This window comes from Pseudomonas sp. LFM046 (assembly GCF_000949385.2).
Lineage (GTDB): Bacteria > Pseudomonadota > Gammaproteobacteria > Pseudomonadales > Pseudomonadaceae > Metapseudomonas.
In genome coordinates, this window is record NZ_JYKO02000001.1 from 5,425,436 (window position 1) to 5,443,936 (window position 18,501).

Sequence of the window (18,501 nt, forward strand, 5' to 3'; positions counted from 1 at the left end):
CCATGCGCGGGGTGACGACCTGAGGTCGCCCCTGCACATGGGCCCCAGCCTTATTGCTTGCCGGTGATCATCGGCAGGTTCAGACCCTGTTCCTTGGCGCAGTCGATGGCGATCTGGTAACCGGCATCGGCGTGGCGCATGACGCCCGTGCCCGGGTCGTTGGTCAGGACGCGGGCGATACGCGCCGCCGCTTCGTCGGTGCCGTCACAGACGATCACCATGCCCGAGTGCTGGGAGAAGCCCATGCCCACGCCGCCGCCGTGGTGCAGCGAAACCCAGGTGGCGCCGCTGGCGGTGTTCAGCAGGGCGTTGAGCAGCGGCCAGTCGGAAACGGCGTCGGAGCCGTCCTGCATCGCTTCGGTTTCGCGGTTCGGGCTGGACACCGAGCCGGAGTCCAGGTGGTCGCGGCCGATCACGATCGGCGCGGACAGCTCGCCGCTGCGGACCATCTCGTTGAAGGCCAGGCCGAGCTTGGCGCGCAGGCCCAGGCCGACCCAGCAGATCCGCGCCGGCAGACCCTGGAAGCTGATGCGCTCGCGGGCCATGTCCAGCCAGCGGTGCAGGTGGGCGTCGTCCGGGATCAGTTCCTTGACCTTGGCGTCGGTCTTGTAGATGTCCTGCGGATCACCCGACAGCACCGCCCAGCGGAACGGGCCGATGCCGCGGCAGAACAGCGGACGGATGTAGGCCGGGACGAAGCCGGGGAAATCGAAAGCGTTGGCCACGCCCTCTTCCTTGGCCATCTGGCGGATGTTGTTGCCGTAGTCGAAGGTCGGCACGCCCATCTTCTGGAAGTCCAGCATGGCCTGCACGTGCACCGCCATGGACTGCTTGGCGGCCTTGACCACGGCAGCCGGCTCGGTCTGCGCGCGGTCGCGGTACTGCTCCCAGGTCCAGCCGATCGGCAGGTAGCCGTTCAGCGGGTCGTGGGCGCTGGTCTGGTCGGTGACCATGTCCGGGCGCACGCCACGGCGGACCAGCTCCGGCAGGATCTCGGCGGCGTTGCCCAGCAGGGCGACGGAGATGGCCTTGCCCTCAGCGGTGTACTTGGCGATGCGCGCCAGGGCGTCGTCCAGGTCGGTGGCCTGCTCGTCGACGTAGCGGCTGCGCAGGCGGAAGTCGATGCTGGTCTGCTGGCACTCGATGTTCAGCGAGCAGGCGCCGGCCAGGGTGGCGGCCAGCGGCTGGGCGCCGCCCATGCCGCCGAGGCCGGCGGTGAGCACCCAGCGGCCGGTGAGGTTGCCGTTGTAGTGCTGGCGGCCGGCCTCGACGAAGGTTTCGTAGGTGCCCTGGACGATGCCCTGGCTGCCGATGTAGATCCAGCTGCCGGCGGTCATCTGGCCGTACATGGCCAGGCCCTTGGCGTCCAGCTCGTTGAAGTGCTCCCAGTTGGCCCAGTGCGGCACCAGGTTGGAGTTGGCGATCAGCACGCGCGGGGCGTTGGCGTGGGTCTTGAACACGCCGACCGGCTTGCCGGATTGCACCAGCAGGGTCTCGTCGTCGTTCAGCTCCTTCAGGGTCTCGACGATCTTGTCGTAGCACTCCCAGTTGCGCGCGGCACGGCCGATGCCGCCGTACACCACCAGCTCTTTCGGATTCTCCGCCACCTCGGGGTCGAGGTTGTTCATCAGCATGCGCAGCGGCGCTTCGGTCAGCCAGCTCTTGGCGTTCAGCTTGGTGCCACGCGGGGCGCGGATTTCGGTGTCACGGAATTTGGTCATGGCTGACTCCTGGTAGGGCTAGTTCGGTGGCCGGCGTCACTGCACTTCTTCGGGGGACGGTCGAGGAAGCATCAGTCGTCTGCACACATATAAACTTGTACATACAAGCATAAGCAAGCAAAGGGCCAAAATCACCAGGACTTCCGAACAGAAATCATAAGATATTGAAATACAAAGGATTTATTGCGATCAACACGGAACGTACAGGCTGCAGGGAAGGCAGGGAAAAAGTGTTACCGCACCTGCGCACTGACCAATTTCGAAGCAGGCGCGCACGAATCTGGGGCCTTAGGTAACAGTCACCTCAGGGAAGCATCGAGGCGTTGCGCCACATCCGCCGGCACCCAGTTCGACCAGATTTCCCGGTGCTGGCGATAGAAGGCATCGGCCATGGGCCCCGCCTCGGCGTGCTCCTCGGCCATCCGCGCGAGGATGCCGTTGAACATCGGCAGGGGAATTTCCACTTTCTCGAAGGCCCGCACCAAGGCCGGCGCCTTGTCGTGCAACTCGCGGGAAACACCGATGGAAATCTTCGCCGGCAGGGAGCGAGTGCCAATGGGCTTGGGATTCTTGGGGTCGATCAGGGTTTCCCAGGCCTTCTGGTCGAAGGGCGGCTCCTCAAGCTGCACCAGTTGGTAACGCCCCATCAGCGGCGTCGGCGACCAGTAATAGAAGAGAATCGGCTGCCGCTGGCGGATGGCCGAGCTGATGGCCGCATCCAGCGCCGGTCCGGTGCCGGTGCGGAAGTTCACGTAGCTGTCTTCCAGCCCGTAGGCCTTGAGCTTCTGGCTGTTCACCCCTTCGCAGGTCCAGCCCGTGGGGCAGTTGTAGAAACGGCCCTTGCTGTTGTCTTCCGGGTCCTTGAACAGCGCCTTGAAGCGCGGCAGGTCGCTCACTGATCGCAGACCGGCGGCGGGAGCGCCCTCCCCTTTCACCAGGTAATCCGGCACCCACCAGCCCTCGGTGGCGCCCTTCACCGGCTCGCCGACGGCGAACACTTCTCCTGCCGCTTCCGCCTTGCGCCAGAGCTCGCTGCGACCGGCCCACTGCTCGGCAATCACCTGGATGTCGTTCTGCCGCAGGGCGTTCTCCATGGTCAGGGTGTTACCGGGGAGGACGTCGGTCTTGCAGCCGTATCCCTTCTCCAGCAGCACCCGCAGCACCTCGGTGGTGAACATGCCGCTCTCCCAGTTCAGGCCCGCCAGGACCACGGGCTTGGAATAGGGGCATTCGGCGGCTTCAGCCTCGAGGGAGGCCGGTAGCAGCAGGGACAGGACGATAGTGAACAGGACGCTGTGGCGGGGCATGGTCAGCTCCGAGGCGCGTAGCGGGCGACAGGTTTAGGTTTAGACCCTGTGGCGGCATAGTGCCTGTTGAAGCACAGGCGGGCTTGAATCCTGTAGGGGCGAATTCATTCGCCAAGCAGACCGAAGGCTTGCCCTTCAGGCCCCCAGGGCAGCTACGCCGCCCTTGGCGAATGAATTCGCCCCTACAAAAAACGGCCCGCATGGGCCGCAGATTGGGCTGAGCTAGCCGAAGCCCAACAATCTTTCAGCGCGGCGTCAGCTCGATCAGGCAGCAGGCCGCGCCCTTGCCGTTCAGCTTCACCTCGGCCAGGGCGCCGGAGGTTTCGAGGTGCAGGCAATCATGCTGGCCGAGCACCTTGGAAGCCTGCCCATCGAGGCTGAGGCTCACCCCGGCCTCGGCGGCGAACAGCAGGATGGTGCTGGCGGAAGAGAACAGCGTGCGCTCGCCATCCACGCGCAACCACTGCAGACGCGCGGCATAGCGCTGCGGCGAGTAGATGAGGTTGAAGTCGCGGATGGGGCCGTCGATCAGCTCGCACTGCACGGCGCTGTCGCCATCGAAGGCGAAGGCATCCAGGGCGGTGAGGTCGCGGGACTGCTGCCCGTCCACGGCCAGGCGCATGCCAGCGCCTTCCAGCACGGTGATCACCCGCTGATAGCCGGTGAAGGCGGAGAAGCCGCCGGATTCGCCCACGTCGGCAATGGACAGGCGCCAGCCGAAGCCGTCGAGACCGTCGCCCGCGTCACGGGCGATTTCCAGGGTGGAACCAGCGCCGTTCTTCCACGGCATGCGGGGATAGTCGGCGGCGAGCAGCAGGCGGGATTGGGTCATGAACCGAAACGTCCTTCGAGGCGGTAGCGGGAACCGGGGTAAAGCAGGCGCGCACTGGTCACGGTATTGCGCCCGGACCAGGTGCGCCGGCGGATCAGCAGGCAGGGCTCGCCGCGTTCGATCTGCAGCAGCCTGCACTCTTCAGCGTCTGCCAGGATGGCCTCAACCACGTGCTCGCCCTCGGTCAGCGGCGCCACCTGGGAGAGATAGGCGTAAGGGGTCTGGCGAGTGAAATCCTGCTTCAGGTAATCGGGCGCGACGCCCGGATTCACATAGCGGTCCTCGATCTGCACCGGCACGTCGTTCTCGAAATGCACGATGCGCGAATGGAACACCCGCTGGCCTTCACGCAGGTCCATCGCCAGCGCACGCTCGGGGCCGGCCACTTCATCCACCAGACTGACCACCACGCAATGATGGCGATGGCCGCGCTGGGCGATTTCCTCGGCGATGTTGTGCACCTCGAACAGCGCCGACTGGCCCTTGGGCTCGGCAACGAAGGTGCCCACGCCCTGCATGCGCACTAGCAGGCCTTCGGTGGTCAGCTCGCGCAGGGCGCGGTTGATGGTCATACGACTGAAGCCCAGCTCATTGACCAGCTCGCTCTCGGACGGCACGCGGTAATGGGGCGGCCAGGCGCCGCTCTGGATCTGCTGGCTGATCATCTGTTTGACGCGGGCGTAGAGTGGCGCAGGGGCCTCCCCCATCTGGGCGGCCAGCGAAGAAGGCACGGAAGGCGAACTGGGCACTGGAATCTCCTTGTCGGCGAAGTGGCGGACACCTGGAATGATCAGGTGAACTCAGAACTGGGTGCCCGCTCCCGGCATGTACCGGAATCGACAACTCCAGACAAGTGCGCGACTGACGTGAGTTTACGTCAGCTGCAAACGTCTGTATATGTATATACAAATAAAACCACCCATCCCCGGGGCCTCACCATGTCCGCTTTCTTCGCCGAACGCGCCCTGCTGCCGCAAGGCTGGGCTCGCAACGTCCGCTTCGAAGTCTCCTCCAACGGCCTGATCGAACAGGTTCAGGTCGACGCCTCTGCCGATGGTGCCGAACGCCTCCAGGGCCCGGTGCTGGCGGGCATGCCGAACCTCCACTCCCACGCATTCCAGCGCGCCATGGCCGGACTGGCGGAAGTGGCGGGCAACCCCAACGACAGCTTCTGGACCTGGCGCGACCTGATGTATCGCCTGGTGGGCCGGCTGAAGCCCGAGCAGGTGGAAATCATCGCCCGACAGCTCTACGTCGAAATGCTCAAGGCCGGCTACACCAGCGTCGCCGAATTCCACTACGTGCACCATGACAGCGACGGCCGTCACTACGCCGACCCGGCCGAACTGTCCCTGCGCGTCAGCCAGGCCGCACGGGATGCCGGCATCGGCCTGACCCTGCTGCCCGTGCTCTACAGCCACGCCGGCTTTGGCGGCCAGGCACCCAGCGAAGGCCAGCGCCGCTTCATCAACAGCACCGACAGCTACCTGGCCCTGCAGGAGCGCCTGCAAGGCGAGATCGCCCGCCAGCCGAACCAGGCACTCGGCCTGTGCTTCCACTCCCTGCGCGCCGTCACCCCCGAGCAGATCACCACCGTGCTGGCAGCCGAACGCGGTAGCCGCCCCATCCACATCCATATCGCCGAGCAGCAGAAGGAAGTGGACGATTGCCTGGCGTGGAGTGGCCGTCGTCCCCTGCAATGGCTGTATGAACACGTGCCGGTGGACGAGCGCTGGTGCCTGGTCCACGCCACCCACGCCGAATCCGACGAAGTGCAGGCCATGGCCGCCAGCGGCGCTGTCGCGGGCCTGTGCCTGACCACCGAGGCCAACCTGGGTGACGGCATCTTCCCGGCGGTGGACTTCCTCGCCCGGGGCGGCCGCCTGGGTATCGGCTCCGACAGCCATGTCTCGGTCAGCGTCGTGGAAGAACTGCGCTGGCTGGAATACGGCCAGCGCCTGCGCGACCAGCGCCGCAACCGCCTCTACCGCGCCGACCAGCCCCAGGTCGGCCGCACCCTGTTCGACGCCTCGCTGGCCGGCGGCGCCCAAGCGCTGGGTCAGCCGGTGGGGGCCCTCGCCGTGGGCAAGCGCGCCGACTGGCTGGTGCTGGACGGCAACGATCCCTACCTCGCCACCGCCGAAGGCGACGCCCTGCTCAACCGCTGGCTATTCGCTGGCGGCGACCGTCAGGTGCGGGATGTGATGGTCGCGGGCAACTGGGTGGTGCGGGATGGCCGGCACGCCGCCGAGGAACAAACTGCGCGGGCGTTTGCCGAGGTTCTGCGGGAAGTGCTGCGTTAAGCACCACGGCCCCTCTCCCTGTCAGGGAGAGGGGCTGGGGGAGAGGGCGCTGTCCGCCACGCGCCAGATCAGCAGGTCCGTGTCATACCCCTGCCCTTCCGCCACTTCCAGCAACTGTTCCCGGACCTTCTCCGACACCACCGGCGTGCGCGACAGCAGCCAGAGGTACCTGCGATCCGGGTTGCCCACCACTGCGGTGCGGTAGTCATCGTCGAGGTAGAGCACCCAGTACTTGCCCTCAGCCATGCCTGGGATGAGCCGGGCGAGCCAGGTATCGAAGCTGACCCGGAGCTTGTCGGTGCGCCCGTCTTCCTCGGGTTCGGCGCGGCCCCGGGTTTCCTTCCAGTCGCCACCCAGCGTGCGGCAGCGGTTCAGGACGGCGAGGCTGCCGTCGTCCTGCAGGTCGTAATGGGCTTCCGCTTGTGCGCAGCCGCGCTGGAAGGACACCGGCATCCGCGCCAGTTCGTACCAGGTGCCCTGGTAGCGCGCGAGGTCCACCGCGCCCACCGTGCGCGGCGGCACCGGCCCTTCGCCCCGGCTGGCGCATCCGGCCAGAAGCAGGACCGCCAGCAGCGCGGCGAGCGATTTCACTTGAGTCCCTTGCCGGAGAACATCAGCACTTTGTCCCCGGCGTACTGCACGCTGACGAAGGTTTTCTCGTCGCCCCAGGTGCAGCTGGTAAAGCCCACTGCGCCGGCACACTCGGTGGGGCTGCCCAGCAACGTTTCCACCTCGGCCTTGGTCATGCCGGACTTCAGCTTGGAATAGTTCTCCTGATTGAGCTTGTTGCAGGCGACCAGCACCAGACAGCAGGACAAGAGGGCGAGAGAACGCAGGGACATGGAGCACTCCTAAGGGGGATGGGACGCGAAAGGTCGCATGACTGTCCCCTTCGATTCTAGAAGCGCGAGCCGGGTTCCTGCAGGAAAGCGGATTCTTCGTCGCTGGAAGCGCGACCGAGAACAGCGTTGCGATGGGGGAAGCGACCGAAGCGGGCGATCACCACCCGGTGGCGCTCGGAGAAGTCGAGAAAACCGGCGAACAATTCCCGCTCGCGGGCGTCGGCGCCGTCCAGCAGCAGGTGATAGCGGTACAGCGCACGCTCCTGGCTGGCCAGGTCCTCGGCGTGTTCCAGCACCAGATAGATGAACACCTGGCGAATGGGGCTGAGGTGTCGATCCAGACCACGGGCCAGGCCGTCCGCCACCAGCGCCTGGGCGCGGCTGTCGCCAGAAAAGGCACGCGGGCTGCCACGGAAGATCATGCGCGGCAACTGGTCGAGCAACACAAGCAGCGCCAGCCAGCCGTCAGGCTGTTCGGTCCAGGCGGTGAGTCCACCATCCAGAGCCTGTTCAACCAGGTCGCCGAAGCGCTCACGGGCTTCGGCGTCCTGACTGTCTTTCTTGCCGAACCACAGGCCCTGGCGCGCCCCAGCGGTCTGGCTGGCGGAGGCCTCGGGGCCGAACCACCAGTCGAGCAGGGGCTGCCAGGGCTGCATCGGCTTACTCCTGGTGGTAGCCGGTGACGCGGGCCACTTCTTCCTTGGAACCGAGGAAGACCGGCACGCGCTGGTGCAGGGAGGTGGGCTGGATGTCGAGGATGCGCTGGCGACCATCGGTGGACGCGCCGCCGGCCTGCTCGATGATGAAGGACATCGGGTTGGCCTCGTACATCAGGCGCAGCTTGCCGGGCTTCTCCGGCTCACGGGCGTCCCAGGGGTACATGAAGATGCCGCCGCGGGTCAGGATACGGTGCACGTCGGCCACCATGGAGGCGATCCAGCGCATGTTGTAGTTCTTGCCCAGGGCGCCTTCCTTGCCCGCCAGCATTTCGCTGACGTAGCGCTTCACCGGGGCTTCCCAGTGGCGCTGGTTGGACATGTTGATGGCGAACTCGGCGGTGGTTTCCGGCACGCGAATGTTGTCGTGGGTGAGCACGAAGCTGCCCAGTTCGCGGTCCAGGGTGAAGCCCTTCACGCCATCGCCCAGGGTCAGCATCAGCATGGTCTGCGGGCCGTAGATGGCGTAACCGGCGGCCACCTGCTTGGCGCCCGGCTGCAGGAAGGCCTGCTCGTTCAGGCTGTCGTTCTGGGACAGGTGCTGCTCGGGGCAACGCAGCACCGAGAAGATGGTGCCCACGGACACGTTGACGTCGATGTTGGACGAGCCGTCCAGCGGGTCGAATACCAGCAGGTAGGCGCCCTTCGGGTACTTGCCGGGGATCTGGTAGGCGTTGTCCATTTCCTCGGACGCCATGCCGGCCAGGTGGCCGCCCCACTCGTTGGCTTCCAGCAGGATCTCGTTGGACATCACGTCCAGCTTCTTCTGCACTTCGCCCTGAACGTTCTCAGTGCCCATGCTGCCGAGCACGCCACCCAGGGCGCCCTTGGATACCGCGTGGCTGATTTCCTTGCACGCACGCGCCACAACTTCGATGAGGAAGCGCAGATCGGCAGGGGTGTTATGGCTTCGGGTCTGCTCGATCAGGTAGCGACTCAGGGTAACGCGGGACATGGAATGGCTCCGGAGGGTGGAAAAATGCGCGCATTTTAGCGCGAGTCGAATAGCAATGCCTCTAAGCGGGATGGAAGGCGCTGAAACATTTACCGTCACAGCCCGCAAAGGCTACGGAATCATCTGACGCCCAAGGGCCGCGACAGGTTCAGCCGTCAGTCGGCTGCGGATTCAGCCACGCGCCGCACCTGGTTACGGCCGTTGCGCTTGGCCTCGTAAAGCGCCGCATCGGCGACTTGCATCAGCTCTTCCAGGGTCTGTCCCTGGGCCGGCCAGACCGCCAGGCCAGCCGACAGCGTCACCGCCAGCGGCCCCTCGCGCGTCGGCAGCAATTTGCCCGCCAGTTCCTGACAGAGCCCCTGCAGGCGGTGGAAGGCCTCTTCGCCGCCGGCGCCCGGCAGCAGCAGGAGAAACTCCTCGCCCCCAATGCGGAACACCGCGTCGCTGCCCCGCAGGTTGCCGGTGAGGTGGATGGCGACGGCACGCAGCACGTCGTCGCCCACCAGGTGGCCATGGCGGTCGTTGAGTTGCTTGAAATGGTCCAGGTCCATCAGCGCCAGGGCGATCGGCGTGTGATCCCGCTGACTGCGGGTCAGCTCGCGAGCGAACAGTTCGCCCAGGTGCCGGCGGTTATAGAGGCCGGTCAGCGGGTCGCGCAGGGCCTGTTCCTGCAACTGCTCGTGCAGGCGGGTGATGGTGCGCAGGCGTTCCTCGCTGGTGGCCAGGGCCTCGGCCAGCTTGAGTTCGCTGCAATGGCGCTCGGTGATGTCGCGCAGGTAGAGCATCTGCCCAAGGACGGCCGTGCCGCCGCGGGTAACGCGCTCGATTTCGCGGCAGCGCACTTCGAAGTAGCGCGACGACTTGGCCGGAATCAGCAGCATCTCCTTCCCGCCCGTCGCCAGCATGGCCGCCAGCTCGCCACCGTAGACCGGCCAGTTCGCCAGGGTCCTGCCCTGCCAGGACTCGGGTTGCCCCGCCAGTTCCAGGGCCGCGGGGTTGGCATCGATCACCCGGCGCCGGGGGTCCACCACCAGCACCGGGTCGGGCAATTCCTCCAGCAGCAGGTGGCGGGCCACCGGCAGCAAGTCGAACAGCCGCACCCCGACGATCAGGCAGGCGAAAGCCACCAGGGTGAAGGCGAAGCTGAAGGGCGTGGGGTCGAAGCCGAACAGGGTCCAGCCGTAGACCACGTAGCTGAGGTTGGCGCCCCAGGGCACGCAGGTGACCAGGACGAAGGCCAGGTAATGGCGGCGGTGCACGCCACGGCTGGCCAGCGCGGCACGGGACACCACGCCCAGGCAGAAGACCATGAAGACATAGACATACACGGCCACCGCATTGAACAGCGGCCCGTGGTCATAACGAATCGCCGCGCCGGGCGTGGCATCCACCGGAACGGTGCCGGGTCCGTAGAACAGTTGGTGCCAGGGATTGCTCAGCGCCATGGCGGATGCCACCAGTGGGGCGATACTCGCCAGCAGGTAGCCGCGCGGGCTCAGGGGTTCACGGATGCTGTGGACGTACTGCCAGAGGAAGATCGCCCACAGGGTCGGAACGCCGATGATCCCCGGCCAGGCCATGCTGGCCCAGAACACCTTGCACTGCGGCCCCTGCGCCGCCAGCTCCAGGCCGGCGGCGGCCAGCCACCAGAAGATGCCCATGTGCAGAACGATGAAGCTCTCGCGGCCGGGGAAATAGCGCTGGCGGCTCACCCAGCGCGCCATGAGAATCACGCCGAAGCCGACCACCATGGTCAGGGCTACGGCGGCATTCAGGCTCCAGCCACTGGCCAGGCAGGCGTTCATCGCCGGACTCCGAAGAACGCGGCGGGAGGGAGTTCGTGGTGCGGGTGGAACTGCTGAAGGCTGGGCACTGGCCGTCCTGACCTGAATCTGGACCGCCATCTGCGGCCCGAAGAGTGACAGGACAAAGATACATCAAAAAGCCATTACCGCCGCTGCGGGACAGTGCCGCGCGTCAGGAACGCGCGGCAGGGCGGCGCAACAGGCTGATGGCCATGGCGCCAAGCAGGCCGACGCCCAGCACAAGCACCGCCCAGAGCCCGACACGTTTCCAGATGATCTGCTCTACCGTCTTCCGTTCCGCCGGCTGGGCGCCGGTCTGGGGCGGCATCGCCACTGCTTCGGCGCGGCCCATCTTCTCCAGACGGGACGCATCGAAGCCGGGCACCAGGGTCGCCAGGGGCAGTTCTTCGCGGCTGGACTCCACATTGCCGAGGGCCAGCGTGAAGGGTGGCTTGCCACGGGTGAGGAACACCACCTGGGTGGCGTGCATGCCCACTTCCAGACGCGGCACCTGCTGGCCGAAGCCGCCGGCGCGCTGGTCCGCAGTCAGGCGCACTTGCTTGACCGCCATCCAGCCGGGCAGCTCCAGTTCTTCCCGCGCCACTTCCTTGCCGTCCTGGGGCAGCCGGTAGAGCAGGCCGGAAGCCAGCGGCTGCCACTGCGGCGCGCCGTCGCGACGGGCCTCCACCTGTACCGGAATCAGACTCCCCGGCTGCTCCACGGCAATGCGTAAACGTTCGATGGGCAGGCCCAGGGGCAGCTCCCAGCTGTACTGGCCGTCCTTCGCACTGACCGGCTCCATCGGTGCCGACCAGGCCATGGCGGCCGGCAGGTTCTCGTGGCTGGCGCTGATCACCTTTACCGCCGTGAGCTGGGGAGCCAGTCGCGGGCTCTGCCAGAGCAGCCGCAGGTAACGGGCGCTGCGTCCCGGTAGCGTCACCTCGCGCTGATCGATGCGCTGATCGGCGAAGGACAACCGCGCCACCTGCCCATCGCCCCAGGACTCCCAGTGCTGCAGGTCGTCACTGGCTTCGATGCGGAAGTGCTGGAAGCCTTCGCTGCCGGCACTCCAGTCCAGATTGAGCTGCTCCAGGGGTTCCTTCACGGCGCTGGCATCCAGCAACCAGCCGCGCAGCTGTTCGCCGGAGGCGGCCGGGTTTTCCGGCACCACCTGCACCACGGTGCCGGTGGTGCTGCGCTCCACCCGCACGCTGGGCAGGCCGGCAGCGTCGTCGGCCGGACCGTGCAGCGGGAACCAGCGCAGCACGTGCTCATGACGGGCGCGGCGCTCGCTGTCGATGCTGCGGGTCAGGGAGTAGGCCAGGGCCTCCCCGTCGGCGTTGAATACCCGCAGGTCGCGCAGGTCGGCGTGGCGCGCGGCGAAGTGCAGGGCCATGGGCAGCTCCAGCCGGTACCAGGGCCCCTCGCCGTCCAGCCGGAGCTCGACGCGGGTGCTGAAGTCCTCCGGCTCGGCGGCGAGCAGCGGCTGGCAGAGCAACCCCAGACCGGCCAGCAGGGCCAGGCCGGGACGACGCAGGGAAGACAGATTGATCATGCGCTGACCCGCTCCTTTTCAGGTTCCGCGCGCCTGGGCGGCAGGGGCGCGAAGTAGCCGACGACCAGCAGCAGGACGCCGACGCCAATGAAAGACACGATTCGTTCCAGACCGCCCCGGTTCCCCAACTCGACGAAGAACAGTTTGGCCACCACCAGCGCGATCAGCCCCGCGCCCACCAGCCAGAGTTCGCGTTGGGCACGCAGGTGGCCACTGACCATCAGGCCGAGGGCAATGCTGGTCCAGACAATGGACAAGCCGGCCTGCACCTGCATGGAATCCAGCTGTGCCGCCAGTTCATAGGGCACACCGCCCCAGTGATGGGCGCAGCGGAACACCGCAGCGGTGGCCAGGGCGAACAGCGATACGCCGGCCACGGCCTGGGTTGCCCAGTCCGGCAGCGACGGCAGGCCGAATTGCGGCAGGCAATCCCGCAGCCAGAGGCAGACGCCCAGCAGCGCGAACAGCAGGCCCAGCTCCAGCGGATTGAGCAGCGGCAGATAGGGCAGCGGTTCCGCCGTGCCGTCGCTCCAGGCGTTGGCGATCCAGAACCAGGCGAGCATCAGCAGCGCCAGCGGCAGGGAGGCCCAGAGGCGGTACTCCCGCGGATAAGCCGCCACCGGCCACGGCAGGCGCGGGCGCAGCGACACCAGCAACAGCCAGGCGCTCGGCAGCAGCGCCCAGCCCAGCCAGCGCCAGGCGTTGTACTGCTCGGACAGCAGCATCAGCAGGTAACGCAGCTCCAGCGCCACCACCCCGAGCACCAGCCAGCAGCCCAGCACATGGGCGGCGCCGCGCGCGCCGGCCGGCAGCAGGCCATCGAGCCGACGCAGGGCCAGCAGGTGCACGACGAACAGGGCACCCCAGCCGGCCCAGCCGAAGTCCGCCGCCGGGTGGTACTGCGGCTGCCAGGCCACGGCCAGCGCCACGACACCCACCGGCGCCAGCAACAGGCTGAGCAGCGCCAACGCTCGCCACTGCTCGCGCCCGGCCAGCCAGAGCGAGAAAGCGGTACTGGCGGCGGCCAGCAGCAGGGCCAGGGGCACCTGAAGGCCGGGTTCGGCGAAGCGGCCGATCTCCGCCAGCCAGGCCAGGGCCCACCAGCCGGCGCTCCAGGCCAGCAGCAGTTGCGACAGGTGGCCGAGACTCAGGCCGCCCATGGCGGCCTCGTCACGCGCCGCCCGCTGCAGGCGCCAGGCGCCGGCAAAGGCGGCCAGCGCCAGCACCGTCGGCGTCCAGAAGCCGGCATGGGCCAGCGGACGCAGATCCTCGCCGCCAAGTTGGCCCAGCAGCAGCGGGCTTACCGCCAGGAAGCTGAAGCCGGCCAGCACTTGCAGGAACAGGCCGAAGTAGAAGCCGGCGCGCTGTTGCAGGTGCAGGCTGAGCCAGAGGATCAACAGCCCGCTGCCGGCCCAGACGGCACCGGCGGTGCGCCAGGGCAGGACGAACAGCACCGCCAGGTTGACGAAGGCCAGGCCTGCCAGCAGGACCAGCGACAGGCCACGCAGCAGCCGCGTGTCGCTGCGCACCTGCTCGTCGCGGGCGGCCAGCAGCATCCCCCCGATCAGCGCCAACCCGATCAGGGAGGCCACCAGCAGGCCGCGCCAGCCCGGCACGCCACCGCTGCCCAGTCCTGAACCGTCGATATCGAGCAGGAAAATTGCGCCGCCCAGCAGCTGCACCGCGAAGGCCGTGAAGAGGAACGTACGGGATTGCAGGCGGAGCCCGGCGAACAGGGTGGCCAGGCCCGCCAGGGCCCAGGAGATGGCCGTGCCTTCGGCGGCAAAGCACAGCGGCGCCATCAGGTAGAGGAATGCCAGCCCGGAGCAGGCCAGCACAGGCTGTCCCCGGTGCTCCAGTGACGTGGCGGCCTCGACAGGCGCCTGGCGCAACTGCCAGAAACTGAACAGCAGCGCAGCGCCCAGCATCAGGGCGCCCAGGGGCGAGCCGTCCAGCAGGGTCTCGCTTGCGGGGTGCAGCTTCCCGAGGAACGCCAGCGCAGCGCCCAGTTGCAGCAGCAGCGCAAAGGCCCGCGCCAAGGGTCGGCCCTGGCGCAGGCCGAGCCAGTAGATGCCCGCGCCTTCCACGGCCCAGGCGGCGGAGGTCCAGCGGGCGTCCAGCCCGAGGGGAATGGCCAGGCTGCCGAAGACCACGCCCAAGGCCAGGCAGGTCTCCACCAGCAGCAATGCGCGGCCGGCGGTGCGGCCCGCCAGGATGCGCGCCAGGACGATGTAGAACAGCCCCAGGGCAAGGGCGCTGAAAGCGGTACCGAATTCGATGTGGCGAATCAGCGCCACCTGCAGGCCGAAGCCGATGATCGGCGGCCCGAAGAGCACGGTGCCGTCCACCGTATCGGCCTGGCGCGCGGACCAGCGCAACAGCTCGTCGCGCTCAGCCGGCGCATCCACCGCCTCCGCCAGCTTGCGCCGGGCGAACAGCAGGCCGATGCCCACGTACATCAGGAAGAACAGCACCAGGAAGGGTTCGGTGCTGGCGAACAGTTCAGGCCGATAGGAACGCAGCCCCCAGGCGAAGCCGATGCCGAAGGTGCCGACGAAGCCGATCAGGTTGAGCAACCGCCAGGCCTTGAACCAGGCGATGGCGAAGATGCCGGCATTGAGCAGGGCGAAGTAGCTGAACAGGGCCACATGGTTGCCGCTGCCCGTGGAGGTGAGGATCGGCGCGGCAAAGCCGCCCAGGGCTGCGGCGGCGGCCAGGCCCAGGGCGTCCTGGGCCACGGCGAGGATGGCGGAAAACAGGGTCACCGCCACCAACAGGCCGAAGGCCATGGTCGGGTCCAGCAACGGATGCAGGCGCATGGCGGCGAATACCGTCAGGTAGAGCACGGCGATGCCTGCCCCCTGGAGCATCAGCCCGTAATTGGGGTTGCGGCGGCGCAGCCACCAGCCAAGGCCGAGCAGGGCAATGGCCGCCAGGGTCACGCCGGCGTAACGCATTTCCACCGGCACCACCATGCCTTCGGTGGCGTAGCGCAGGAGGAAGGCCAGGCCGAGGAACAGCAGCACCACGCCGATGCGCAACACGGTATTGCCGCCGAACAGCCAGTCGCGGGCGGCGGCGAATCCCCGTTCGAGCAGGGACGGTTCGCGGGGTTTGGGTGGTTTCGGGGGAGCCTGGCGCGGAGCGCTGGGCTGCGCGTCCCGGCTCCAGGCATCGGTCGCGACGGTAGCAGCCGGCGCGGGCCGGACTTCGGCGGCGGCGACCGGCGGTTCCTGCACGTCTTCCGGCAGCTCCCAGACCAGGTCGGTATCGGCCGGCTGAACAGCTTCGGGCGCAGTTTCGGGCTGGGCTTCGGCCAGTGGTGCGACGGTTTCTTCCGCCGGCGGGGGCGGCGGCTCGGCGGCGGGCTGCGCCCTGCCCTGCTCCACCTTGAGCAGGCGCTCGTGGATGGCCTGGGTGCCCTTGTCGAAGCGGGCCGCGAAGCCGTTCAGCGCCTTGCGCAGCTCGGCATTTTCCCGCGCCAGGTCCCGCAGGCGAAGCGCCTGGCCCAGTCCCAGCCCCATCAGGCCGCCGAGCAGAGCCCCAACGACGCTTTCATCGATCCCGGCCCCGAAGGCCAGGCCAAGCAGCATGAAAATCCATTGCATGCAGTATTTACTCGGAGGATTGAGCACCTTGGCCGCATCCATCGCAGCCGCAATCGGCCAGAAGCTACAAGAGATTTGGCCGAGTCCCAATAGAGACGCCTGCCATCTGGCTCACAGATACAGAAGATTCCTATAGCTCGACGAAGCGCCGGTACAAATCTGGCAAGACAAAGGGAAATTTCGCACTGCCCGACGGGAAACTGTTCACTTTTTCACCGACATCGCTATGATGCCCGCCCCTCTTCCCTTGCCTGCTCGCCGACCATGAAGACCATGCTGATCGTCGGTGCCGACCTCGACCGGACGGACACCTGGATCAAATACGAAAAGACCATGTGCCACGCCTGCGTCTCCAGCTGCTGCACGATGCCGGTCGAAGTGCGTCTGACCGACCTGATCCGCCTGGAACTGGTGGCCGAGTTCGAGCGTGGCGAACCGCCGAAGAACATCGCCAAGCGGCTGATGAAGGACGGCATCGTGGAGCGCTTCAGCCAGAAGTCGGGCATCTTCACCCTGACCCGGATGGGCAACAACGACTGCTACTTCCTCGACCGCAAGAGCCGTCTGTGCACCGTCTACGACAAGCGCCCGGACACCTGCCGCAACCACCCGAAGATCGGCCCGCGTCCCGGCTACTGCGCCTTCAAGCCGAAGGACTGAAGCACTCCGCCTCGTAGGGTGGGCTTCAGCCCACCAACGAAACCGCGTGGGCTAAAGCCCACCCTACAGGGCTGCGCAGCAGCCCCGCTCCGGCCCACACGATCGGTCAGCCCCTGACGGCGCCCAGCACCTTCGTCACCACACTCACACCGGCCAGCACCAGGGCACCGGCGAGCACACCCGCCACCCCGTCAATCACCAGCTGCACCAGCCAGGAAAGCCCACCGGAAGCGGCCAGCACCGGCTCCAGCAGATGGTGGGCCGCCGGAATGCCGTGGAGGATGATGCTGCCACCCACCAGGAACATCGCCGCGGTACCCAGCACGGAAAGGCCTTTCATCATCCAGGGCGCGGCCACGAGGATGGCGCGACCTATCGCCTGGGCCGCCGAACTCGCTTGGCGCACCAGGTAGAAGCCCAGGTCGTCCAGCTTCACGATGCCGGCCACCAGGCCGTACACACCCACCGTCATGATCAGGGCGATGCCCACGAGCACGGTCAGTTGCTTACCGAACGCGGCATCAGCCACCGTGCCGAGGGTAATGACGATGATCTCGGCGGAGAGGATGAAGTCGGTGCGGATCGCGCCCTTGATCTTGTCCTTCTCCATGGCCACCAGGTCCACCTCCGGGTCGGCCACGGCTTCCGCCAGGGCGGCGTGAGCCTGCTCGTCCTCGTCATGGCCGTGCAGCCACTTGTGCGCCAGCTTCTCGAAGCCCTCAAAGCAGAGGAAAGCACCGCCCAGCATCAGCAGCGGGATGACCGCCCAAGGCGCCAGCGCACTGATCAGCAGCGCCGCCGGCACCAGGATGGCCTTGTTCACCAGGGAGCCCTTGGCCACCGCCCACACCACGGGCAGCTCGCGCTCGGCCCGCACACCGCTGACCTGCTGGGCGTTCAGCGCCAGGTCATCGCCCAGCACACCGGCGGTCTTCTTCGCGGCGACTTTAGTCATTACCGAAACGTCATCGAGCAGGGTGGCGATGTCGTCGATCAGGGTCAGCAGGCTGGCTCCGGCCATGGTGGGTCCTTGCAGGGGAAGCTAAATGGGGATGCGCCGCATTTCAGCGCAGGCGAACTACAGACAAAAACGCCCCGCCGGTCAACTGGAATCCCACCCGATGTGCCCCCTGCCCCGCTTCAGGACGAGCTTCGGCCGTGGGTGGCCCTGCCGATGAACGTCAGGCGCCCTACCGCACCGACTGATTCAGAAACAACGCCCCGAATGAACAACGCCCTTGCCGGCGAGGCTGGCAAGGGCGCTGATCAGGGACCACCCCGGAGCCGCTGGTCCTGGCAGCGGCTGCGGGATGGAATGGGCTCAAATCATATGCCTGGCTGTAGTTACGGCTACGGTTGTTTTGGCGGTTGGCCCGGCGGCACTTGCTGGTCCACCTGTGCACTTAGGGGCTCGACATTGATCGTGAAGTTCCTCTGCTGCCCCTGCTCCTCGATCTGGTGAACGCCCAAGCCAGAAACCGTGCCGCTCGTACCGGCGGCAAAGGCCCCAGGTTCTGGCCCCCTGACCCTGAAATCACGATCGGATTCGCAATCACAGTCCGCCGCCCCTACGAAGGGCCCGGCATTGAAGGTGCCATCCTGGTGGAAGTGCGCAAAGCCTGGGTGTATATCCGCGACGAACTCGTTCTCTTTATCGTCGAGCACCGGGTTGTCATCGAAGGCCCGGCCACGGATGCCCCTGAGCAATTCGAACTGGTTGTTCAAGGTCAGGTTCCAGGTGATGCGCAGGCCAAAACTGTCCGCGGCCGCCGCCGCCTCCTGGACGAATTGAATGGGGATGGGATTGCCGTCGACAAAGGTCAACGTCAGGTCCAGCGTGCCCTTGTTACGCCCATCCCCGGCGTTGCCGGTGAATACGCAATTGCTGACCTGAGCATCGTCAAAGACGATCGACCAGCCGGTATCCCTGCTGCCGTCGGCCAACTCACAGACACCGGCATGCGCCGGGGTCGCGTAGAGCCCTGCACCGACGATGCTGATGGCGAATGGAACGGAGTAGACCTTTAACCATTGAGTGAACATGGCTTGCCTCCTGAGCAAGGAGAGGGGCGAAGTGGTTCTTCCTGACTGTTCGCCGCGAACCGCCCGCGGCCCTCGCCCAATGCGTGCCGAAAGACACCTGGGTAGCTTCTTTGTGCGTTCTCTCTGGATGGTGCGGCCGGTCAAGCACCCGGCC

General features: G+C 66.8%; 15 protein-coding genes. 2 read left to right on the forward strand and 13 right to left on the reverse strand.

The features are described 5' to 3' along the window. Positions 1-50: 50 nt before the first annotated feature. From hutU to hutC, 4 genes are all read right to left on the reverse strand, one after another. Positions 51-1,721: a urocanate hydratase gene (gene hutU, locus TQ98_RS24935; RefSeq protein WP_103103088.1), complete on the reverse strand. Its 1,671-nt coding sequence runs from the start codon at positions 1,719-1,721 to the stop codon at positions 51-53. Positions 1,722-2,020: 299 nt separating this feature from the next. Beyond that, the gene (locus tag TQ98_RS24940; RefSeq protein WP_044873017.1) at positions 2,021-3,028 is read right to left on the reverse strand and encodes an ABC transporter substrate-binding protein; all 1,008 of its coding nucleotides are present in this window, start codon (positions 3,026-3,028) and stop codon (positions 2,021-2,023) included. A gap of 244 nt (positions 3,029-3,272) precedes the next feature. Continuing rightward, on the reverse strand, positions 3,273-3,860 hold the full coding sequence (locus TQ98_RS24945) for a HutD family protein (RefSeq protein WP_044873018.1): 588 nt from the start codon (positions 3,858-3,860) through the stop codon (positions 3,273-3,275). Continuing rightward, complete coding sequence (hutC, locus tag TQ98_RS24950) at positions 3,857-4,609, reverse strand: histidine utilization repressor (protein ID WP_044873019.1); 753 nt, start codon at positions 4,607-4,609, stop codon at positions 3,857-3,859. Before hutC ends, TQ98_RS24945 begins: the two co-directional genes overlap by 4 nt. A 189-nt stretch (positions 4,610-4,798) precedes the next feature. On the opposite strand from hutC, the gene TQ98_RS24955 reads away from it, so the two are divergent. After that, positions 4,799-6,163: a formimidoylglutamate deiminase gene (locus TQ98_RS24955; RefSeq protein ID WP_044873020.1), complete on the forward strand. Its 1,365-nt coding sequence runs from the start codon at positions 4,799-4,801 to the stop codon at positions 6,161-6,163. Positions 6,164-6,184: 21 nt separating this feature from the next. Here TQ98_RS24955 and TQ98_RS24960 read toward each other — a convergent pair whose 3' ends face one another. From TQ98_RS24960 to TQ98_RS24990, 7 genes are all read right to left on the reverse strand, one after another. Then, positions 6,185-6,754: a lipocalin family protein gene (locus TQ98_RS24960; RefSeq protein ID WP_044873021.1), complete on the reverse strand. Its 570-nt coding sequence runs from the start codon at positions 6,752-6,754 to the stop codon at positions 6,185-6,187. After that, positions 6,751-7,005: an outer membrane protein assembly factor BamE gene (gene bamE / locus TQ98_RS24965; protein ID WP_044873022.1), complete on the reverse strand. Its 255-nt coding sequence runs from the start codon at positions 7,003-7,005 to the stop codon at positions 6,751-6,753. Before bamE ends, TQ98_RS24960 begins: the two co-directional genes overlap by 4 nt. A gap of 56 nt (positions 7,006-7,061) precedes the next feature. Beyond that, positions 7,062-7,661, reverse strand: coding sequence for a DUF924 family protein (locus tag TQ98_RS24970; RefSeq protein WP_044873023.1), 600 nt, complete (start codon positions 7,659-7,661; stop codon positions 7,062-7,064). Positions 7,662-7,665: 4 nt separating this feature from the next. Beyond that, positions 7,666-8,676 (reverse strand): class 1 fructose-bisphosphatase, encoded by a 1,011-nt coding sequence (locus tag TQ98_RS24975; RefSeq protein WP_044873024.1) that lies wholly within the window; start codon positions 8,674-8,676, stop codon positions 7,666-7,668. Positions 8,677-8,831: 155 nt separating this feature from the next. Then, positions 8,832-10,481: a histidine kinase N-terminal 7TM domain-containing protein gene (locus TQ98_RS24980; RefSeq protein ID WP_044873025.1), complete on the reverse strand. Its 1,650-nt coding sequence runs from the start codon at positions 10,479-10,481 to the stop codon at positions 8,832-8,834. Positions 10,482-10,653: 172 nt separating this feature from the next. Beyond that, positions 10,654-12,036 (reverse strand): DUF3999 domain-containing protein, encoded by a 1,383-nt coding sequence (locus TQ98_RS24985; RefSeq protein WP_044873026.1) that lies wholly within the window; start codon positions 12,034-12,036, stop codon positions 10,654-10,656. Continuing rightward, positions 12,033-15,644: a DUF2339 domain-containing protein gene (locus tag TQ98_RS24990; protein WP_044873027.1), complete on the reverse strand. Its 3,612-nt coding sequence runs from the start codon at positions 15,642-15,644 to the stop codon at positions 12,033-12,035. The genes TQ98_RS24985 and TQ98_RS24990 overlap by 4 nt, the downstream gene beginning before the upstream one ends. Before the next feature lie 264 nt (positions 15,645-15,908). Between TQ98_RS24990 and TQ98_RS24995 the strand changes: the two genes are divergently transcribed. Beyond that, positions 15,909-16,304 (forward strand): YkgJ family cysteine cluster protein, encoded by a 396-nt coding sequence (locus tag TQ98_RS24995; protein ID WP_044873028.1) that lies wholly within the window; start codon positions 15,909-15,911, stop codon positions 16,302-16,304. A 106-nt stretch (positions 16,305-16,410) separates the two neighbouring features. On the opposite strand, the gene TQ98_RS25000 is transcribed toward TQ98_RS24995, so the two are convergent. Continuing rightward, positions 16,411-17,325 (reverse strand): DUF808 domain-containing protein, encoded by a 915-nt coding sequence (locus TQ98_RS25000; RefSeq protein WP_044873029.1) that lies wholly within the window; start codon positions 17,323-17,325, stop codon positions 16,411-16,413. 329 nt (positions 17,326-17,654) lie between these two features. Beyond that, complete coding sequence (locus TQ98_RS25005) at positions 17,655-18,347, reverse strand: hypothetical protein (RefSeq protein ID WP_044873030.1); 693 nt, start codon at positions 18,345-18,347, stop codon at positions 17,655-17,657. Between the last annotated feature and the right edge of the window lie 154 nt (positions 18,348-18,501).

Coding starts and splice junctions, on each gene's coding strand:
- TQ98_RS24990 (WP_044873027.1), bottom strand. CDS start 15,644: ATGCAATGGATTTTCATGCTGCTTGGCCTGGCCTTCGGGGCCGGGATC.
- TQ98_RS24945 (WP_044873018.1), bottom strand. CDS start 3,860: ATGACCCAATCCCGCCTGCTGCTCGCCGCCGACTATCCCCGCATGCCG.
- TQ98_RS24970 (WP_044873023.1), bottom strand. CDS start 7,661: ATGCAGCCCTGGCAGCCCCTGCTCGACTGGTGGTTCGGCCCCGAGGCC.
- TQ98_RS24985 (WP_044873026.1), bottom strand. CDS start 12,036: ATGATCAATCTGTCTTCCCTGCGTCGTCCCGGCCTGGCCCTGCTGGCC.
- TQ98_RS25005 (WP_044873030.1), bottom strand. CDS start 18,347: ATGTTCACTCAATGGTTAAAGGTCTACTCCGTTCCATTCGCCATCAGC.
- bamE (WP_044873022.1), bottom strand. CDS start 7,005: ATGTCCCTGCGTTCTCTCGCCCTCTTGTCCTGCTGTCTGGTGCTGGTC.
- hutU (WP_103103088.1), bottom strand. CDS start 1,721: ATGACCAAATTCCGTGACACCGAAATCCGCGCCCCGCGTGGCACCAAG.
- TQ98_RS25000 (WP_044873029.1), bottom strand. CDS start 17,325: ATGGCCGGAGCCAGCCTGCTGACCCTGATCGACGACATCGCCACCCTG.
- TQ98_RS24975 (WP_044873024.1), bottom strand. CDS start 8,676: ATGTCCCGCGTTACCCTGAGTCGCTACCTGATCGAGCAGACCCGAAGC.
- TQ98_RS24940 (WP_044873017.1), bottom strand. CDS start 3,028: ATGCCCCGCCACAGCGTCCTGTTCACTATCGTCCTGTCCCTGCTGCTA.
- TQ98_RS24955 (WP_044873020.1), top strand. CDS start 4,799: ATGTCCGCTTTCTTCGCCGAACGCGCCCTGCTGCCGCAAGGCTGGGCT.
- TQ98_RS24995 (WP_044873028.1), top strand. CDS start 15,909: ATGAAGACCATGCTGATCGTCGGTGCCGACCTCGACCGGACGGACACC.
- TQ98_RS24980 (WP_044873025.1), bottom strand. CDS start 10,481: ATGAACGCCTGCCTGGCCAGTGGCTGGAGCCTGAATGCCGCCGTAGCC.